Raw genomic sequence first — 19274 nt, 5'->3', positions numbered from 1 at the left:
GTGCTGTTACGAGTGTACCACAAAATGATACGCTTCGTTTCAAGGACAAAGTTCTTTACATCTTAGACCGGATTGCGCAATTTAGCAACCATGCTTTTAAACAAAATGAAACATTTTCCAATCTGAAGCGTAAGAGTAGTTAGAACATTCATGAAGGAGGAGGACGGCGTGGCAACACTTTTCACGTTATTATTTTTTGCACTGTTCGTCTTGCTGGCCATTGAACTGTATAAGTATATTCAGGATAAAATTGATAAAGGAGACTCAAAATGAGAGAAATCAAACCAAAAAAACGTATCAGGCCGTCGATGATCATCGCAGGTGTGATTGTCGTCGCACTTCTTGCGATGACACCATTTATCGTCGAACAAATCGAACCGGGACAGGTCGGTGTCGTCTATAAACCGTCAAGCGGTGTCCAGGACGAGACACTCTCTCAAGGTTGGCATATTGTTTCGCCAATCACACGCGTCACCGAGTATCCGATCCGGACACAGACGAAATCACTCGACAATATGACACTGGCGACAAAAGACGGGAAAAATATCGTCGTCGACTTTACGTACAGTTTTTCGGTTTCACCTGACCAGGTGACGGAAGTCTTTAATAAATTTGGTCCGATTGAAATTGATGAGATTGCAGCCGGTTACTTAAAACAACGTCTTTATGATGCGTCACGCGAACAGATTTCGAAAGTTACCGTTCTCGAGTTATTCGGGGAACAGTCCGGAAACGTCTCGACGAGTATTCAGACACAGTTTGCCGAAGACGTCAAAAAGATTGGATTTATCATCGAGGACGTCGCACTCGGAGCACCTAAACCGGATGCGAAAACACAGGAAGCGATTGATGCGCGGGTGAAAGCCTCACAAGAACTCGATAAAAAGAAGACGGATCTTGCGATTGCGAAAGCAGAAGCAGAACGTCTGCGGGTAGAAGCGAAAGGGGCAGCGGATGCCCGACTCATTGAAGCGCAGGGTCTTGCGAAAGCGCAAAAAGAATTACAAAAAACATTGACGGAAGAAATGATTCAGTATGAAGCCGTCAAGAAGTGGGACGGGAAATCACCACTCGTCAGCGGATCGGGCAGTATGGTCCAATTGCCGATTCCAGATCAGCAAACAACAACAGAAGAAAAGTAAATCCATTTGGTTTGATAACGCGTATCTATCGTCTGGAGAAACCATATAGACCATGAAAAAAGCAGATTCTCACATCGAGAATCTGCTTTCGTTATACCGTCTTATTTACTTGACTGTGCAAATCGTTCAGCAATTGCCACAACGACTTCCGTTGCCTTCACCATATTGTCGACAGAGATGAACTCAAACTTTCCGTGGTAATTTTCGCCACCTGTAAAGATGTTTGGTGTCGGAAGTCCCATGTACGACAGTTGCGAACCGTCCGTCCCGCCACGGATTGGTTTGATAATAGGTGTGATACCACGTGACTCCATCGCCGCATGAGCGATATCAACGATTTCCATATGCGGTTCGATTTTTTCACGCATGTTGTAATATTGATCATTTAGTTTGATTTCAACGCTTCCTGCGCCGTATTTCTTGTTCCATTCTTCGACCAAAGCCGTCAGGAAGTGTTTCCGGGCTTCGAACTTAGTCCGGTCAAAATCACGGATGATGTACTGGGCCGTTGTTTTTTCGACCGAACCTTCAAACGAAATCAAATGGTAGAATCCTTCGAAACCGTCTGTAAATTCAGGTGCTTCATCACCCGGTAACCGGTTCTGAAAAGCCATCGCATGTTTTTGCGAGTTGACCATCTTGTCTTTCGCCGTCCCTGGGTGGACGTTTGTTCCGTGGAAGACGATTTCGGCAGCAGCTGCGTTGAAACTTTCATATTCAAGTTCACCGAGCGGACCACCGTCAACCGTATAAGCGAATTTCGCATCAAAAGCAGCGACGTCAAAATGATGCGGACCACGTCCGATTTCTTCATCCGGTGTGAAGGCGACACGAATCCGGCCATGTTTGATTTCAGGGTGCGTGAGGAGATGATGCATCGCGGTCATGATTTCGGCGATTCCGGCCTTATTGTCTGCGCCGAGCAATGTCGTGCCATCTGTTGTCATCAACGTATGCCCAATGTAGTTTTTAAGTGCAGGAAAATCCTTTGGTGACAGGATGACAGGAATGGTTGGGTTAAGCACCAGGTCTTCTCCATCATATCCTTCGACGATTTGCGGATTGACGTTTGTACCCGTGAAATCAGTCGCCGTATCCAAGTGGGCTAAAAATCCGATTGTCGGAATGTCCGCATCGGTATTGGCAGGAAGGGTCGCCATGACATATCCGTTTTCATCGACGGTCACATCACTCATGCCAATTTCCTTCAGTTCGTCAACAAGCAGACGAGCGAGCGTCCATTGCCCGTCTGTTGTCGGAACGGTCGTACTTGCGTAGTCAGACTGTGTATCGATTTTCGCATATGTAGTCAAACGACGAATCAAATCATGTTTCAAAGAAAAAACGTCCTTTCTGAGTTAAGGTAGCTTCATCATAGCACGAAGTAGGAATGTTAGAGTATTCTGAAACAGGATAAGCTGATTTGGAAAAAAGGGGGATTTTTTATGAAAGCCTATGTGGTAGAACAGTATGGAAAAGACGCTGCACTAACAGAAAAAGACGTCACACTCGAACAAATGGGGAACTATGATTTGAAGATTAAAGTGGAAGGTACGAGCCTGAATCCACTGGACACAAAAATGTTTTTTGGTCATGTGGCGGCAGCTCCTGCAACTGGAATTCTCCAGGGAGATGTTACGGGGAAAATCATTGAAATCGGAGAGAGTGTGACGTCTTTTTCTATCGGCGATCACGTCATCGCATTTGGCGGCGGACTCGGTAACCGGTCCGGGGCACTGGCGGAGCAGATGTTGGTTCCTGAAAAGATGGCCGTACTCAGACCAGAGAATCTGGATATTGCAACAGCAGGTTGTCTGCCGGTCATCAGTCTGACAGCGATGGAAGTGTTGAAGGAACGGGCAGCTGTTCATCAGGGGATGCGCTTATATGTAGCAGGTGGAACGGGTGGAGTCGGACACCTTGTCGGACAACTGGCTAAACATTATGGATGTGACGTGACAGCGAGTGCTTCAAATGATGAGAAAGCAACGTGGTTAGAACAACACGGTATTCGTCCGCACCGGTACCGGGATGAATCAGCCGAACAATTATTAGCGCGTCTCGGTCATGATGGATTCGATGTCATCGTTGATACCGTCGGCGGAGATCATTTGCAGGAGTCGTTCATCCTTGCGAAGGAACGCGGGAAAATTATTTCAATCGCCACCCGGACGACACAGGATTTGACACCGATGCACAGTAAAGCACTGACGCTCGAAGCCGTCTTTGTTGCTCTTCCATTACTGAGAGGGAAAAAGGAAGAAATGGTACGTCAACAGCAGCATCTGGCGGAAGTCGCACAACTCGTCGCGGATGGAGTCATCGATCTTGTCATCGAAGAGCAGGTGCCGCGTCAGCTTGATGCATTGAATGCGGCCTATCAAACCTTTGATCAGCGGTCACATTTCGGAAAGATAAGTGTCCTTTAAAGGGAAGCTCATTTTCCTAAGAATAATGATTCGATATTCATTTTACTTTTCCTTTTAATCCCCAAAAAAAATCTGCTGATGAAAAAATCATCAGCAGAATCATGAATCATATGCTTATTTACGACGGACCAACACAGATTTTGAAGCTGTTTCTTTTAAAGAAGCATGTTCCGGGAAGTCTTCTAAAGGAGTACTTTCCCAAATGATTTCGTATGTTTGACGTAATTTTTTAAATGCTTGATCGACCATCTTCATGAAGCGGGCTTGGTCAAATAAAGGACAGTCTGTCGTGATCAGCAATAAACCGCCACGATGGGTCATGTGGATCGTTTGTTGAATCAAAGCGGGTAAGTCGACCTCAGCCCGGAAATGACGAGCCTGTGTTTTGACAAGAATCGGCGGATGAACGATGACGAAATCAAAGCGTGTTTTTTTGTCGGCTTGATCGATATAGTCAAAAGCATCTTGCACAAGAATGGTCTGTGTTGCGGGATCGAGTTGATGCAATTCCAATTGTTCGATGGTCTTGTTACGGCTTCGTGTTGAAAAATCAACGCTTGTCGTCTCGGTTGCACCACCGAGCAGGGCAGCCGCTGTTAACGTACCAGTGTCAGAAAACAGATTCAGGACACGCCGGTCTGCAGCATGTTCTTTGACGACGGAACGGAGTTCACGCTGCTGAATATCAAGACCGGTGCGCATGCCGGCATCGAGATGATACAGCAGAGGGATTCCGTTTTCCTGCAAGACTTCCGGGAAATCACCGCGTTCACCGGCTAAGAAATCGTCACCTTTGACCGGTTGTCCATCAATCTGGAAAGCCCGTTTTTCATAAATGCTCTTAAAATGGATAAGTGATTCGAGCGCCGATACGATATCGGCTTTAAACGAGTAGATACCTTCGTTTTCAAACGTAATCAGATAATGGTGATCAAAACAATCGATCGTCAGACCGCCGATTCCGTCTCCTGAACCGTTGAACACACGGAACGTATCAATTAAATCATTCTCAAAAAAATCATTTCGACGATCGAGGGCAGCCTCGATTTTTTCTTTGAAGAAGGTTTCGTCGATGTCTTGCAGTTCATCAGTCGTCAGTAACCAACCGATCCCTTTTTCCTGCTTGCCAAAATAACCGGTTGCAAGGTATTCTTTATCTTCTGTTGTCAACCGGAGCAAGGCACCGGCTTCTTTAAGATGGTTGGTTTTTTGGAACAGTTCTTTATACAGAAGCGGTTGTCCGTCTTTAATTTGTTCAAGGGCTGTCGTTTTAACGACAACCGGATAAATTTCACGTGGCACACGATTTCCTCATTTCTAATTGTGGATAAGTAGTAAAAGTATAGCATATGGAAAGTTATCCACATGTGGATAATTTGAATAAAAAATGATTGAGGCAAATAGCTGTTGGTGTGGATAACTTTTGTAAAAAAAGAGTCACCTCTTTTCCATGCGCTTTCCTCAGGCGAGACATAAGCCAGAATGCTCAATTCCATGGAATCGAGCATCGGGTCTTATTTGTCTCTGACAGCGCAGATTCCTGCGCTTTTTCCTGTAGGAGTCGCATGAAAGAAGTGATCCTTTTTCATGAGTCGTAGTTTAGGATAAACATAAATGATTGACTAAAGAGAGGATGAATAGCATGTCAAAAAAGACAATTTCCGTTGTAGGTGCAGTAGTTACTAATTCAAAAAACGAAATTCTGTGTGCTCTTCGCAGTCCTGTCATGTCATTACCAAACTTATGGGAGTTTCCGGGCGGGAAAATCGAACTGGGTGAACGTCCGGAAGAGTCTCTCCGCCGCGAAATTCAGGAAGAGTTAAATTGTACGATTCAAGTAGGTAATCACATCGAAACGACACGACATGAATACGACAAAGTAATTGTTGAGTTATCGACTTTTCAATCAACGATTGTATCAGGTGAACCTCAAGCACTGGAACATGCCGAATTACGATGGGTACCCGTCAAACAGTTAGATTCTTTAGACTGGGCTCCGGCAGACATTCCAGCTGTTCAAAAAATCATGAAAGCTTTTTCCACGAAATAAATTCTTCGCTTGTTAGAGGTTCTTTTAAAATCCACTCCACATTAATCGGTTTTGATCCGTGACTGCTTTTGTGAATCAGTTCACCGAAGTACGTAAAGGGCAGGGAACGACCTTGCTCCTTTTCAGCTTTTCGAATAAAGAGATGAATTTTGATTCCGCGTGCTTCGTGGTGGCGGTAGAGTTCACCAGATTTTCCGGTTGCTGTAGCGATACTTTGCGATTGCCAGTGGAAATGGTCTTTATCAATAAAGTAGTCTTGATAATTCAACTGATCTTCAATCGATTCATTTTTGTGTAAATTCACGAATAATACATAATCGTCTCCGGCTTGTGCGACTCCTTCACGCCATGAACCTTCCTGGCTTGGAGATTGTAATAATCGTTGGATGACAGAACGACTGTATGTCATTCTCGAAATCAGCGATTGAGAGCTAGTCAACCAGTTTTCGCCTCCGGAAAGTTGCTCAAATGAGTGGAGGCCTGCCTGAATCAACTCCTGCAAATAGTCGACTAACTCTGGTGACGATGCTAAAACCCGGGTCATCTCTTCCGAGAAGGCATATTCACTAGTGGCAGATTCAACGAGCAAAATAATCCGATCGTGTTTTAAAGAAGTAGACCAGCGATTAAACAAATGCTGAATCAAAGGCAAACGATGTGTTAAGGCTTCCGCTGAAACGGCAAAACGGATTGCTGTCGATTGAATGACATCATCAGCTGAAATGGTTTGTTGGTTGAATAGTAATTGAATCATCAACAAGCTGAACGGTTCGCGGATCGGGAACCAACTTTCGATATGTTGAAGAACACGTCGTGTATCCGGATTAAGCAATAAAGCCACTTCTTCATCGGTCGCTACTTTTTCCAGTTGTTTTAATCGCAGGACACTTTTCCACTGCTGAATAATGGTTTCGATTGCCGGTGCGTCCGGATGCGTGACCAAATCGTTTAATGATGGTGTGTCGCCGATCATTGTCATAAGCCGCTGATAACTTTCGCGTAACTGTTTACTGGCTGAGAACTCGATTTTTTTCATTTGTTCAATGATGAAGGTCTCTGTCACACGATCCAAAATCGCCAAGGAACCTTCAGGCAAAATCGGGAAATGGTTTTGAACCGCATTGGCGACATGATAACGGTCGATGGAATGGAAAGATTGCTGACCGGATAAGACAAGTGGTGCGACAAAAGCGCGTTGGCTGTTGCCGATGAAGTCTAAAATCGTAACGTATTCTTTAGATTCATGTTTACGCAAACCGCGACCGAGTTGCTGGATAAAAATCGTCGGCGATTCCGTAGGACGTAAAAACAGCATGACGTTGATTTTAGGGATATCGACACCTTCATTGAAAAGATCAACGGTAAAGATAAACGATAGCGGATCCCGGTCATCTTCCAGCCGTTGAATGGCGTGTTCCCGTTCTGCTTCCGTTTGTTTACTTGTGATAGCCAGTGACTCGATTTGGTGCTTGTTAAACTCAGCAGCCATGTATTCGGCATGATCAATATTGACACAAAAGCCGAGACCGACTTGATTTGCGCCGCTGTGACCAAACTTAGTCATCATCTCAAGAATATACTCTGTTCGAGATGAACGTTCGAGTGCTTCCACTAAATCTTTTTCAATGTATAAACCGTTTTTTTGTGGAATGGCTTCATAATCAATCGCTTCATCATCTTGAATACCAAAGTAATGGAACGGTGTTAATAAGTCTTGGGCCAATGCATCGTACAATCGAATTTCGTATGCAATATTGTGGTCCACCAACTTAAAGATATTTAATCCGTCCATTCGTTCCGGTGTTGCTGTAATGCCGAGTAAAAATTGCGGTGTAAAGTAGTTGAGGATTTTTTGGTAAGACTCGGAAGCAGCATGGTGAAACTCATCGATGATGATGTAATCAAAAGTGTTTGGATCGAATTGTTCCAAATGAATTTCTTTTGAAAACGTTTGAATGGTCGCAAAGATAAATTGTTTATCAAGATCTTTTTGATTTGCTTGATAACGACCAAAAGTAGCATCGCCATCTGTGAAAATCTTTTTGAATGTTTCTTCAGCTTGAGATAACAGTTTTCCACGATGGGCAACGAATAGAACACGTTTGGCATCAAACTGTTTCACATCAAAGGCAGCCAAATAAGTTTTTCCTGTTCCCGTTGCTGCAATGACCATGGCTTTTGTTTGTTGCTTTAACCGTAAACGGTGTAATTGTTCCAAAGCCGGAAGCTGCATCTCATTTGGCTGAATTACTTCGTATTCAACAGGAGGCTCTGCAACGCGGTCATTGACGATAAACTGTTTGATTTTCGGAGCGTCTAAATGGTGTTGTTCATATTGATCTAAAATTGCTGAGGTGCAGGGAATGGCTTCGTTACTGTTCCAGAGATTATTAAACAGAGTTTGCGCTTGAGAAACTAAAGACGTGAGAGGAGAATGGGGAATTCGAACATTCCACTCCAGTCCGTTGGTTAAAGCAGACTTTGATAAATTGGATGAACCGATAATCGCACTATGTAAATTAGTTTCCCGCGTAAATAAATAAGCTTTTGGATGGAAAGCCTGATTTTTTTTGATCGGTTCGTAAATTTTAATCTCGATATTTTTAAACTGCATCAGGGTACGTAATGCTTTGGCTTCCGTAATGTTCATATAAAATGAAGTTAAGATACGAATCGGTTTATTGATCCGTTCCGCTTCTTGAAATGAAGGGACGAGTGTTTGAATTCCGGAATGGCGTGTAAAGCTGACCATCCAGTCGGCAGATTGGGCTGTTGATAATTCATCAATCAAGTGATGTAACAGTTTTTCCTGATTTTCCTGTCCCGGTGCAATTAAATCCCAAGCTCTTAATGATTTTTCATAATGTACAGGTGTCGCAGTAGAAGATATTAATTCACGATGCAAGGGCGTAGCCAAAAGCGGTTCATCTAATGCAGAGAGCCAACGGTTTGTGGTTTCAATCATTTCCCCGGTCAGTTGATTGTGTTGAAGTTCAACAATCGATTTATAGAAGAGTTCATTTAAGTGTGTTAGTAATTCGACGGTATAATCTGCCGGTTGAATCGGAGAGCTTTTTTCAAAAGGATGAGATTCAGTATTTTGACTGCGTAATTTTTCTTGAAACGATGACATCTGATGACCTCCAATAAATTCCAAACTAAGTTCAGTATACGAAGGAACTGAAAATTGTGCAGCAAGAATCTAATCAAAAATAAAAGACCTCATTTCAATAAAGAAATGAAGTCGTACTGTATCAGCATACATCGAAAAGAATCCTCAGCCTTCCAACTCCACGACCGCCTCTAACGAAACCTTCACATTACCGGCCAGTGCGCGCGTAATCATACACGATCCTTCTGCTTTTTCAGCCAGACGGCGTGCTTTTATCAAGTTCGCTTCGGTGGTCTCTGCCGGCAGAATCAGTGTCGGGCGGTGAATGATCGCATCATACGTGAAGACACCATTCGTGACGTCAACGATTCCTTCCGATTCCATCGTCAGTGACACTTTCGGAATGTTGTTCCGTTCCAGCATGGCAGCAAGTGTAATGATGTAACAGGTTGCTGCTGCGCCAAGTAACATCTCGTCCGGATTGGTACCGACACCGGGACCGTCCATTGCGTCCGGAATTGAAATCTTGGTTTTTAATTCGCCGGTTTCGATTTGTCCGACGTCGTTGCGGTTGCCAGGCCAGTCTGCTGTCAGGTGAAAATGATGTTTCATATGAATCGCCTCCTGTTTCTTTATCATACGGACCTTGCCGAAGATTTTCGCTTAATCTGCTCAAAGCAACACCACGCCAAGTCCTCCTGGCGTGGTGTTTTGGTCTCAGCTGAAGATTTGATCGATTTGACGAATTTCGTCTTCCGTTAATTCGACATCGAGTGTCCGGATTGTATCCGTAACCTGTTCGGCCCGTTTCGCCCCCGGAATGATGGCATCGATGCCGTCCTGTGCCAAATACCAGGCGAGGACGATATGCGCGACTTCGGCATCTTTTGCTTCTGCAATCGGACGCAACAAGTCGACTTTTGCCAGATTATCTTTAAAGACATCCTCCTGGAACAGTGGATCGTTTTTCCGAAGATCATCAAATTTCGTTTCGGCATCGTATTTTCCGGCAAGCAGACCGGCAGCAAGCGGGAAGTACGGTACGAATGAAATGCCGTGTTCGCGGATGTACGGTAAAATCTCTTTTTCGGCATCGCGTTTAAAGAGATTGTATTCTCCTTGATAAACGTCGACGTGACCGTCTTTATTCGCTTCCTTTAATTGTTCGAGTGAGAAGTTCGAGACACCGATTGCCCGGATTTTACCTTCTGCTTTCAGCTCAGCAAGCGCTGCGACGGCTTCGTCTTTTGGTGTCGTCTCGTCTGGAAAATGAATGTAATACAGATCGATATAATCTGTCCGCAAACGTTTCAGACTGTCTTCAACCGCTTGTTTTAAAAAATCGGGTGAGTTGTTCATGACGACTTTTCCGTCAACCAGTTGGTGGGCTCCTTTTGTCGCGAGAATGACTTCTTCACGTTCCACGGTTTCACTCCACACTTCACCAACCAATTCTTCCGAACGTTCCGGACCATAAATATAGGCTGTATCGAGGAAATTAATGCCATTCATCAAAGCGACGCGGACAAGATCACGACCGGCCTGCTCATCGAGGTTCGGATAGAGGTTGTGTCCACCGACGGCATTCGTTCCAAGACCGATAGGGTTGACTGTTAAATTGGATTTTCCGAGTTTGACTGATTTGTTCATGAGTGACTCCTCCTTAGACGATATCGAGTGGTTCTTTTTTAGTTGGTGCCGGGAAAGCTTCATCCAGTGCCGTATACTCTTCATCGGTCAACTCGACAAGCACTGCTTTTCCGTTTTCTTCGACATGCTGGGCCTGTCCGGCTTTCGGGATCGCGATGACATCACCGCTGCGAATCGCCCAGGCGAGTAAAATCTGTGCCGGTTTGACGCCGTGTTCTTCTGCAAGACGTTCGACAGTCGGATGATCCAGCAGTTGTTCCCGTAAATCGCCGCCTTCCGCGAGTGGACAGTAGGCCATGACCGGAATACCATACTGTTTTAACAGCGGCATCAATTCGTATTCAATGCCGCGCGAACCGAGATGATACAGCACCTGGTTGACGGCACACTGATCGCCGTTACGAAGTGATAACAGTTCCTTCATATCGGAGACGTCGAAGTTTGAGACTCCCCAACGACGGATTTTACCTTCTGCTTTTAACTGCTCGAGCCCGTCGACCGTCTCCTGAAGCGGAATGCTGCCGCGCCAGTGCAAGAGGTAGAGATCAAGATAATCCGTTCCGAGATTTTTGAGAGACTGTTCGCATGCAGCACGCAGTTTTTCGCCGCCGGCATTATGCGGGTAAACTTTTGAGACGAGGAACACTTCATCACGTCGTTCTTTCAGTACCTCGCGAATCAGCTTTTCAGAAGCGCCTTCTCCGTACATTTCCGCTGTATCGATCAATTCCATCCCACTGTCGAGTCCGACATGCAACGCTTCGATTTCAGCCTGACGCTTACTTTGGTCTTCTCCCATCCGCCATGTTCCTTGACCAAGTGCCCGGACATGCGTCTGATCCGGAAGCGTAACGGTCTTTTGTTTCAGTGCTGCAAGTATGACGGTCCGTTCTGTCTCATTCATCCCTATTCCTCCTTTAGAAAACACAATAGTAGGGTTTACCACGGATACAGCAGAAAAAAACGTCTGCTTTCCGATTCAACGGAAAGCAGACGAGATTACCAGTGTTCGAGTAACGGTCCTTGTCGTCCGTAAACGGGATCCGTCTCGGGACGTTCAACCTGAGCAATCCGCTTCAAGTTATCCGGTCGTTCACACGGATCACCGGTTAAGGTATCGTAGTCTTGGCCCTTTGGATAGGCACCGACGACTTGAAACTTCTGGCTTGTGTGTAAAGCCCTGTGGCCCGTACCGGCAGGCAGGACGACGACATCGCCGGCGGTTAACGTAAATGTTTTTCCGAGCGGTCCGCCTAATTGAATGCTCGCATGTCCTTCAAGAATGCCGATGACCTCGTGGGCGACGCTATGATAATGATGGAAATCAAAAATCCCATCGACCCAACTGTTCTGCCAGTTGTGCATATTAAAGGTCTCTTCGATGGAAGAGGGATCGTCAAAGACATGACGATAAATAAGTACAGGCAAATCAGGATTGTTGGGAATCTCACCATCATCATCGAAATAAAAAGTCTCGACGTTCATGAAATAAACTCCTTTCCAATGTCAAAATGATACATTTTTTTACCCTAAATATAACTGCTTTAATCTCTTAAGCATCTTAATGGAGAATGGTGCAGGAAGGTGCTACGATACTTGAGTTAATGAAATTTTAGAGGAGGCTTTCCAATGATCGCCATTGAAGCAAAATTAGAAGTACAACCAGCAAAACGTCAAGAGTTTTTAGAAGCTACTAAAACGTTGATTGAAGGATCACGCTTGGAAGCGGGCAATATCAGCTATGACCTGTTCCAAAGCACGGAAGATGAAAATGTCTTCATGATGATTGAAAAATGGGAAGATCAGGCAGCAATCGAATCCCATAACACGAGCGCGCATTTCGGGCAGTTCGTGGCATTTGCACAAACAGCGCTTGCGAAACCGCTTGATGTTCAATCATTTAACGCGTAAAATCACATCCGAAAAACCTGACTGCGGTCGGGTTTTTTTGTTTTTCTCATTGATTTAATATATTACAAAAAAATTAAATGACGAAATAGACTGTTATTTTTTCCATAAATAGGGCATTATCTTTGAAGAGACTTAAAAAAATTAAAGGTATGTCAGGAGGCAAATGGATGAATGAACGAAAACCACAGGCAGATGCTTCGGAGCGCTCCTTCTTCAAGATGCCTCACACGTACGCTATTATCATGGGAATTTTACTGATTGCAGTCATCTTGACGTATACATTACCGGCCGGTCAGTTTGACCGCGAAAAGCAGGACGGACAAACGGTCGTCATTGATGGGACGTATCGTGCAGTTGAATCTGCACCCGTCAATTTCTTCGGTTTGTTTGAAGCCATTCCAAAAGGGATGGAGGCAGGTGCCGCCATTATCTTTTACATCTTTTTGGTCGGTGGTGTGTTTGGAATCATCCGGCAAACGGGCGCGATTGAATCCGGCATCAATCAATTGATTAATCGGTTCGGTCAAAAAGGGCATATCATGATCCCGATGACGATGTTCGTCTTTTCCGTTGCCGGTGCGACAATCGGAATGGCGGAAGAAACCATTATCTTCGTCCCAATCGGCATCATGTTGGCACGTGCCCTTGGTTATGACGCGATGACGGGAGCGGCGATCGTCAGTCTCGGTGCCGCCGTCGGATTTGCCGGAGGTATGCTGAATCCGTTTACGGTTGGAGTCGCGCAGTCGATTGCGGAAGTTCCGTTGTTCAGCGGACTCGGTTACCGGACGGCGGTCTATCTTGTCTTTTTAGTCGTGACGATTCTTTACGTCATGAACTATGCGCAGAAAGTCAAAAAAAATCCGGAACAGAGTCTCGTGCATGACCTTGAGAAACATCGGAAACAAGAAACAACAGCAACTTTTTCTCAATTCTCGAAAAAACATCTGTTTGTTTTAGTTGTGCTGATTGGCGGAATCACGCTGAACGTCATCGGCATCTTTGAGTGGGGCTGGTATTTGACGGAACTGACGGCTTCGTTCCTGATTATCGGCTTGCTCGCAGGAATCGTGACGATGGGTGTCAACCGGACATTCGAAAGTTTAATCGACGGAGCCAAGGCCGTTACGTTTGGTGCCTTGATCGTTGGTTTTGCCCGGGCAATCGTCGTCATTTTAGAAGATGGTCGGGTCATCGATACCGTGATTTACGGTTTGTCGAATGCCGTCGGTCAGTTACCGACGTCCCTTGCCGTCATCGGGATGTACGTCGTCCAATTGATTACGAACTTCTTTATCCCGTCCGGAAGCGGTCAGGCGGCAACGACGATGCCAATCATGGCGCCGCTTGCCGACTTGCTCGGAATTGAGCGGCAAGTCGCAGTCCTCGCCTTTCAGTACGGCGACGGTTTGACGAATATGATTTTCCCGACGAGTGCGCACTTGATGGCATTCTTGGCGATTGCGGGTATTCCGTACGAAAAATGGTTACGATTCGTCTGGAAACTGTTTGCGATTTGGATTGTCCTGGCATGTGGTGCATTACTGCTTGCAGTCGTCCTTGGAATTCAATAAGTACATTCAAAACCTTTCGTTCGAAATGAACGGAAGGTTTTTTACATGCAGGAAACGGGAATTCCTACGACGAACGGATACGTATGACAATCGAGGGGGATTTTAGACAGATGACATATTCAATCGTTGGGTATTGTGAAAAAGAACAGGCTTGGGGTGTAGCGGTTCAATCCAAATTTTTAGCAGTCGGCAGTGCCGTACCGTTTGCAAAAGCCGGTGTCGGAGCGATTGCGACTCAGTCGTTTGCCAATACGACATATGGTCCGGAGGGGTTGCGGATGATTGAAGAAGGTAAGTCGGCGGACGAAGTCTTAAAACGGTTAACGGAAGCGGACGAAGGACGGGCGGATCGTCAAGTTGGCATCGTGGATGCATCGGGGAAAAGTGCGACATTCACGGGAGAAGGCTGTAATGATTGGGCCGGCGGCATCGCCGGAAAACATTTTGCGGCACAAGGGAATATTCTCGTCGACGGCAATACGGTCAAGGAAATGGCGCGTGTGTTTGAGACGACAGAAGGACCACTGGCAGAACGGTTGCTTCGGGCACTTGCGGCCGGTCAGGCAGCAGGTGGAGATTCACGGGGCATGCAGTCTGCAGCATTGTTAGTCGTCAAAGAAGGCGGCGGTTACGGTGGTTTTAATGACCGGTACATTGATTTGCGCGTCGATGATCATGCGAGCCCGATTCAGGAACTGGAGCGGATTTATCAGTTGCATACACTCTATTTACAACCAAGCAAGCCGGAAGAAATCAAACCGATTGATGATGCGCTCGAATCGGAGTTGATGGATAAGCTGCTTGAACTCGGATACCGTGGTTCGTTTGCGGAAGCGTTCCGGACATATCTGCATACAGAAAACTTCGAGATGCGGGAACAGACGGATCGATCGATCGATACACGCGTTCTGGCTTATCTCCGGGCACAATAAAAAGAAGCGGCTTTGACTGTTGTCGAAGCCGCTTCTTTTCGTTCATCAGCCAGATGTGGCATGTGTCCGGACCGGTACTTTGTAGCCGGTCGCAATAAACCGTTCCAGTTCAGGTTCAGACTTGGCGTTCAGACCGACTGTCCCGTCCCCTTTGATGGCGACGTTCACCAAGCGGACATGTTCGATGTTCGGACCAATCGTAATACCGTGTTTGGCCGAATCTTCAATCCGGACATCGATTAATCGGACATCTTCGGCCCGGTTATCGCCCCCGAATATCTGAATATCCGTTTTGGCTTGTCGGAATCCGCTCATCTTGACCTGGCTCAGCGTGACATTCCGTGCTTTATATTGAATCCCGATCATCGGCTGTTCCTGATAATCATAATACGGATCACCGAGCACCGTGAAATCATGAATGACAACATTTCGATAGGCAGAGACGATAAGAGCCCGTGGCTTCGAGTTTTGATACAGCGGCGTATATTGTGGTGTCTGGGCAATCAGTCGGGTCGCAATGATATTGTATGCCGTTTGTGATGTCGGATCCGTCGCTTGATGATGACCGATATGACGGAAGTTAAATGACCGGTGATCATCGACAGACAGATGCCCGACGATTTTAACGGTCGATGCGGCGGATGATGTCGCGTGCGCCTTGATTTCAAGACCACCGAAGCAGCGGGTCGTCGCATTGTTAAATAACCAGACATCCCGGGAACCGTCATCGATCTCAATCCCGTTTGAGTTCGAGAAGCCGACCGCATGGGCACGACCGCTCGGGTCATGCATGAAACAGTTCGAGATGAACAGATGGTCACTGTGATGGGTCGTAATCCCGTCGTCACCAAATCCGGATCCGGTCAGACCGTCGAACCAGATGAACGAACTGCTGAGATTGGCCCGTGCCCCGTCACCGTTATAGTTGTAGTACGGAGTTGAAATATCAAAGCAGTGTAATCCCGGATTGACCGCATCGACGTCAAAGACCCACCCGTACGTCACGTGCGCATAGGTCAAGCAACTCGAATGATTGCCCCACGTGCTACTTTTTTTGGCGTCACCGATCCGCTCGATGTTCCAATCCAGTGTCATCCGTTCAACGAGCAGATGATGATTGCCGAGTAAGTAATTTTGATTCGTAATCAACCGGCGTCCTTTCGGTGCCGCGTCATGCAGTTTTAAAATTGTCTGTCCTTTTCCGTCCCCGGTCAAAATCGTGTAACTCGGCAGGCGGATGCCGCGGACCAGATACGTGCCGGCCGGAACGTGGACTTGCCGGTGCCCGTCCGCGAGTGCTTCCTTAAAAGCGAGCGTATCGTCGGTCACGCCGTCACCGACCGCCCCATAGTCTTTGACATCGACTTTTTCGACGTTACTGATCAATTGCTCGAATTCATACGTCAGCCGTCCGAACCAGCTGGGCCGGACTTCATCTTGTTCACTGACGAACGCTTTCGTCAACGGAAGGATGTGTTTATCCCGATCCGTCAAAAAGAGCGGTGAAATCAAGGACCGGAGATACCGGCTCGGGTGAGGTGTACGGCGCGGCGCGACGAATGAGCTGTCTTTCATCAGTTGCTCCGCCCGGAAGACGGCCTCTTGATTTGATTTCGTTTCGGTATATTCTGCAATCAGTTGTCCGTTTTGATATGGATCATGTGTATGATCTAAGTTCAACATACTTGAAACCCCTCTCTAAAAATCACTTCTTTCCTTTTCCCGTCCCACTCCGGATTCAAGCTCTTTTCTTTAAAAAACAAAAAATTCCGATAATTAGGGTTAGACTCGTATATAATGGATAAAAATGACATTAACGAGGTGAGGACGTGCGCTTTCGAAGTCGATTGCTTATTTTGATAGGTGTGGTCATTTTAGGACTTGGCATCATAAAACCGTTGGCTGAGGCAGGATACAGTGCTTTGCAAACCGTCGAAGTGTTTTCGGGAGGCGGTCAGCCGAAATGTGTAAGCAACTGTGAATCCGAACCGTTGACGTTTTGGTGGTCGAACTTATTTAAGAAAAAAGAGCCTCCTAAGGAAAAAATCATTTATGGATATGATACGGACAAGAGAGGACAAGGTGATGGAAATGGGCGGAAAGTAAAGTTCATTTCTCTCGGATTCCATCCGTTCTCAAACGGCCAGGGTGAAGAAAGCGAGAGCGGTTTTCCCTATTTGCTGGTCGCAACCGGTCTTGCCGGGGTGATCTTACTGTTTCTGATCGGTCGTCGTTTCCGGAAACGGAAGAAATGGAACTCTGCGGAAGAGGGAATAAGCCCCCGTTCGGTTCGAATCAAAAAACGCCTGGAAGAAACGAATCCAGCAGACGAACTGCCACCATTACCGGTTGAACAGGTCCGGCAACAGGTCGTCCTGTTCAACCGTCATCTCCCGCAAAAATTGAAACGCCGGGAAACGGAGTCGTTCCGGGAATGGTTTGCCCGGATCGGTTTCCAACCGTCCCCTGAGTTGCAACAGTTGTATGAGACGGTCCGCTATGATCCAAATCAATCGTCTGATGTGACGAAGACGGTGCTGACACACATCGAACAGGACTTTTCGGATTATCTCGGACAACTCAAATGAAACCTTTTCGGACGGACAGGCGTACAGGTTAAAAGAACGTTATCAGGAAACGGGGGACTGAAGAGATGTACTTAGCAGATGCCGTGAAACTCAAAAGTATCTTACGGAAACAGCTCGAGCAGCTGGTCGAGGAAGTGGACCGGATTGCGTTCGTTGATCTTGAAAAAGGCGAGGATTTACCGACCGCTCATGATCGGACGCTACTCGATGTCGAGTCAGCGATGGATGAAGTCCGGCGGGATATGCGGACACTCGACCGGTTAGTCTATGCGGCAAATTTATCGACGATGATCGAGACGACGGAAGGTGAAATGCCGCTCGTCGAAGCGATTGAACTGGCAACGCAACTCCGGGCAAAGGCAACACAGTTCCAAGAACTTGCTGCTCGTCCGAAACGCGAATTCCAATACGGATTTGAAGGAACGACCGTCATTCGGCATGCCCTGTACGATCCGGATGCGTACCGGATTAAAGCGCAGGAAATCGAGCGGTCGGCGCACCGGATCTCGAATGCGATCAATGCTGCCAATTACCGGACGGAGATTGATTTTGACGGTACACGTTATATGTAAGCCTTGATCAGGTGAGACTCCTGATCAAGGACGGCGCTTCTGACACAAACCTCTTCCAATCGGGAATCTCGACGGCCACGGCACACCAATGACCCATGACCGATGACATGTTTACCTGTCACCCGTGACTACCTGCGGAAAACCAGTTTCTTTTCGTCAGACGCCAAAAACCGCGAATGCTTCGGCATCGCGGTTTTTTCATGGGAATCGGACAAGAACAGGTATGCCGGGGACAGTGTTCGGGTATAGCTTACTGGAAGTCATTCATGGAAGGGGACTTGGATATGAAAGATACATTTAAAGCATTTGTTATTCGGGAACAGGATGGGGAATTTACAGGAACACTGGAAACGAAGCACATTGCCGACTTGCCCGAAGGAGATGTCTTGATCCGCGTCGACTATTCCTGCATCAATTATAAGGATGCACTGTCGGTTACGGGCAACCGGGGAGTGACGAAAGAATATCCGCATATACCGGGAGTGGATGCAGCAGGACATGTCGTCACGTCAACTGATCCGCGGTTTCAAGAAGGGGAAGCGGTTGTCGTCAACGGTTTTGATTTCGGGATGAATACGTCCGGTGGTTTTCAAGAATACATACGTGTTCCGGGGGACTGGATCACACCATTGCCGGACGGATTCACGACCTTTGAAGCAATGGCTTACGGTACAGCAGGATTAACGGCCGCTCAATCCATCGACGAACTTTTGCAACGGGTCAAGCCGGAGGACGGACCGGTTCTCGTGACCGGTGCAACAGGTGGTGTCGGTAGTATTGCGGTCGCACTCCTTCTGAATTTGGGGTTCGTCGTCCATGCAGTCACCGGCAAAGCGGCGGAAGCTGATCGTTTGAAACGAGAAGGCGTGGCAGAAGTCTTATCCCGGCAATCGTTTTTGGATGAGACGACCCGTCCGTTGAAAAAAGGTACGTATGCCGGCATCATCGATACGGTCGGAGGACCGTTGCTTGCCTCCGTCATTCGGTATGTTCAATACGGTGGACTGGTTACGACATGCGGGAATGTCGGAGGAGCTGAGATGACGTTGACGGTGTATCCGTTTATCTTGCGAGGGGTTCGGTTGATCGGGATTGATGCTGTTCAACTTCCGATTGCTGAACGGGTGCGTCTGTGGCATCAACTGGCGAATGACTGGAAACTGCCGATTCGGGAGTGGGTCGATACAAAAAGCCTGAGTGAGATTTCAAACGTCGTCGCGTCACTTCTTGACGGAACCCATCAAGGCAGAACTGTCATCGAAATTTAACCACTGCCGGCACAGCATTCGGTGGTATAGTGATTAAAAAAGTGTC

At 46.8% G+C, this 19274-nt stretch carries 17 protein-coding genes; 9 read left to right on the top strand and 8 right to left on the bottom strand.

Annotation, left to right across the window (positions count from 1 at the left end):
* The first annotated feature begins 269 nt into the window (after positions 1–269).
* A complete protein-coding gene (locus tag ACP26N_RS15595; protein WP_012371819.1) occupies positions 270–1142 on the top strand; it encodes a prohibitin family protein in 873 nt (290 codons plus the stop codon).
* Between the two features lie 101 nt (positions 1143–1243).
* On the opposite strand, the gene pepT is transcribed toward ACP26N_RS15595, so the two are convergent.
* Positions 1244–2479 carry a peptidase T gene (gene pepT / locus ACP26N_RS15590; RefSeq protein WP_426354313.1) on the bottom strand — a complete coding sequence of 412 codons (1236 nt, stop codon included), beginning with the start codon at positions 2477–2479 and terminating at the stop codon, positions 1244–1246.
* Between the two features lie 108 nt (positions 2480–2587).
* On the opposite strand from pepT, the gene ACP26N_RS15585 reads away from it, so the two are divergent.
* Positions 2588–3571: a zinc-binding dehydrogenase gene (locus tag ACP26N_RS15585; RefSeq protein ID WP_426354312.1), complete on the top strand. Its 984-nt coding sequence runs from the start codon at positions 2588–2590 to the stop codon at positions 3569–3571.
* Between the two features lie 114 nt (positions 3572–3685).
* On the opposite strand, the gene ACP26N_RS15580 is transcribed toward ACP26N_RS15585, so the two are convergent.
* The gene (locus ACP26N_RS15580; protein ID WP_426354311.1) at positions 3686–4873 is read right to left on the bottom strand and encodes a class I SAM-dependent rRNA methyltransferase; all 1188 of its coding nucleotides are present in this window, start codon (positions 4871–4873) and stop codon (positions 3686–3688) included.
* A 340-nt stretch (positions 4874–5213) separates the two neighbouring features.
* Between ACP26N_RS15580 and ACP26N_RS15575 the strand changes: the two genes are divergently transcribed.
* Entirely contained in the window at positions 5214–5621 is a 408-nt protein-coding gene (locus ACP26N_RS15575; protein ID WP_131503557.1) for a (deoxy)nucleoside triphosphate pyrophosphohydrolase, read from the top strand.
* Here the strand turns inward: ACP26N_RS15575 and ACP26N_RS15570 are convergent.
* The 5 genes from ACP26N_RS15570 to ACP26N_RS15550 all read right to left on the bottom strand — a co-directional run bounded on the left by ACP26N_RS15570 (position 5596) and on the right by ACP26N_RS15550 (position 11868).
* On the bottom strand, positions 5596–8754 hold the full coding sequence (locus ACP26N_RS15570) for a DUF3427 domain-containing protein (RefSeq protein WP_426354310.1): 3159 nt from the start codon (positions 8752–8754) through the stop codon (positions 5596–5598). The genes ACP26N_RS15575 and ACP26N_RS15570 overlap by 26 nt on opposite strands.
* A gap of 144 nt (positions 8755–8898) precedes the next feature.
* A complete protein-coding gene (locus tag ACP26N_RS15565) occupies positions 8899–9345 on the bottom strand; it encodes an OsmC family protein (RefSeq protein ID WP_131973525.1) in 447 nt (148 codons plus the stop codon).
* A gap of 105 nt (positions 9346–9450) precedes the next feature.
* Complete coding sequence (locus tag ACP26N_RS15560; protein WP_131503554.1) at positions 9451–10383, bottom strand: aldo/keto reductase; 933 nt, start codon at positions 10381–10383, stop codon at positions 9451–9453.
* 13 nt (positions 10384–10396) lie between these two features.
* On the bottom strand, positions 10397–11287 hold the full coding sequence (locus tag ACP26N_RS15555; protein ID WP_131973524.1) for an aldo/keto reductase: 891 nt from the start codon (positions 11285–11287) through the stop codon (positions 10397–10399).
* A 95-nt stretch (positions 11288–11382) separates the two neighbouring features.
* On the bottom strand, positions 11383–11868 hold the full coding sequence (locus ACP26N_RS15550) for a cupin domain-containing protein (RefSeq protein WP_131503552.1): 486 nt from the start codon (positions 11866–11868) through the stop codon (positions 11383–11385).
* Between the two features lie 144 nt (positions 11869–12012).
* On the opposite strand from ACP26N_RS15550, the gene ACP26N_RS15545 reads away from it, so the two are divergent.
* The 3 genes from ACP26N_RS15545 to ACP26N_RS15535 all read left to right on the top strand — a co-directional run bounded on the left by ACP26N_RS15545 (position 12013) and on the right by ACP26N_RS15535 (position 14800).
* Positions 12013–12294 (top strand): putative quinol monooxygenase, encoded by a 282-nt coding sequence (locus ACP26N_RS15545; RefSeq protein ID WP_131503551.1) that lies wholly within the window; start codon positions 12013–12015, stop codon positions 12292–12294.
* A gap of 167 nt (positions 12295–12461) precedes the next feature.
* Positions 12462–13868 carry a Na+/H+ antiporter NhaC family protein gene (locus ACP26N_RS15540; protein WP_131973523.1) on the top strand — a complete coding sequence of 469 codons (1407 nt, stop codon included), beginning with the start codon at positions 12462–12464 and terminating at the stop codon, positions 13866–13868.
* A gap of 110 nt (positions 13869–13978) precedes the next feature.
* Positions 13979–14800 (top strand): DUF1028 domain-containing protein, encoded by an 822-nt coding sequence (locus ACP26N_RS15535; protein ID WP_131503549.1) that lies wholly within the window; start codon positions 13979–13981, stop codon positions 14798–14800.
* Positions 14801–14845: 45 nt separating this feature from the next.
* On the opposite strand, the gene ACP26N_RS15530 is transcribed toward ACP26N_RS15535, so the two are convergent.
* The gene (locus ACP26N_RS15530; protein WP_426354309.1) at positions 14846–16483 is read right to left on the bottom strand and encodes a glycosyl hydrolase family 28-related protein; all 1638 of its coding nucleotides are present in this window, start codon (positions 16481–16483) and stop codon (positions 14846–14848) included.
* A gap of 146 nt (positions 16484–16629) precedes the next feature.
* On the opposite strand from ACP26N_RS15530, the gene ACP26N_RS15525 reads away from it, so the two are divergent.
* From ACP26N_RS15525 to ACP26N_RS15515, 3 genes are all read left to right on the top strand, one after another.
* Positions 16630–17388, top strand: coding sequence for a hypothetical protein (locus tag ACP26N_RS15525; protein ID WP_131973521.1), 759 nt, complete (start codon positions 16630–16632; stop codon positions 17386–17388).
* 65 nt (positions 17389–17453) lie between these two features.
* Positions 17454–17960, top strand: coding sequence for a hypothetical protein (locus tag ACP26N_RS15520; RefSeq protein WP_114596694.1), 507 nt, complete (start codon positions 17454–17456; stop codon positions 17958–17960).
* A gap of 284 nt (positions 17961–18244) precedes the next feature.
* Positions 18245–19228, top strand: coding sequence for a YhdH/YhfP family quinone oxidoreductase (locus ACP26N_RS15515; RefSeq protein WP_131973520.1), 984 nt, complete (start codon positions 18245–18247; stop codon positions 19226–19228).
* The last annotated feature ends 46 nt before the right edge of the window (positions 19229–19274 follow it).

The organism is Exiguobacterium sp. R-39 (genome assembly GCF_049942815.1).
GTDB lineage: Bacteria > Bacillota > Bacilli > Exiguobacteriales > Exiguobacteriaceae > Exiguobacterium_A.
The sequence above is the reverse complement of the archived record's forward strand: the minus strand, read 5'-3'. Positions and strand labels throughout refer to the sequence as shown.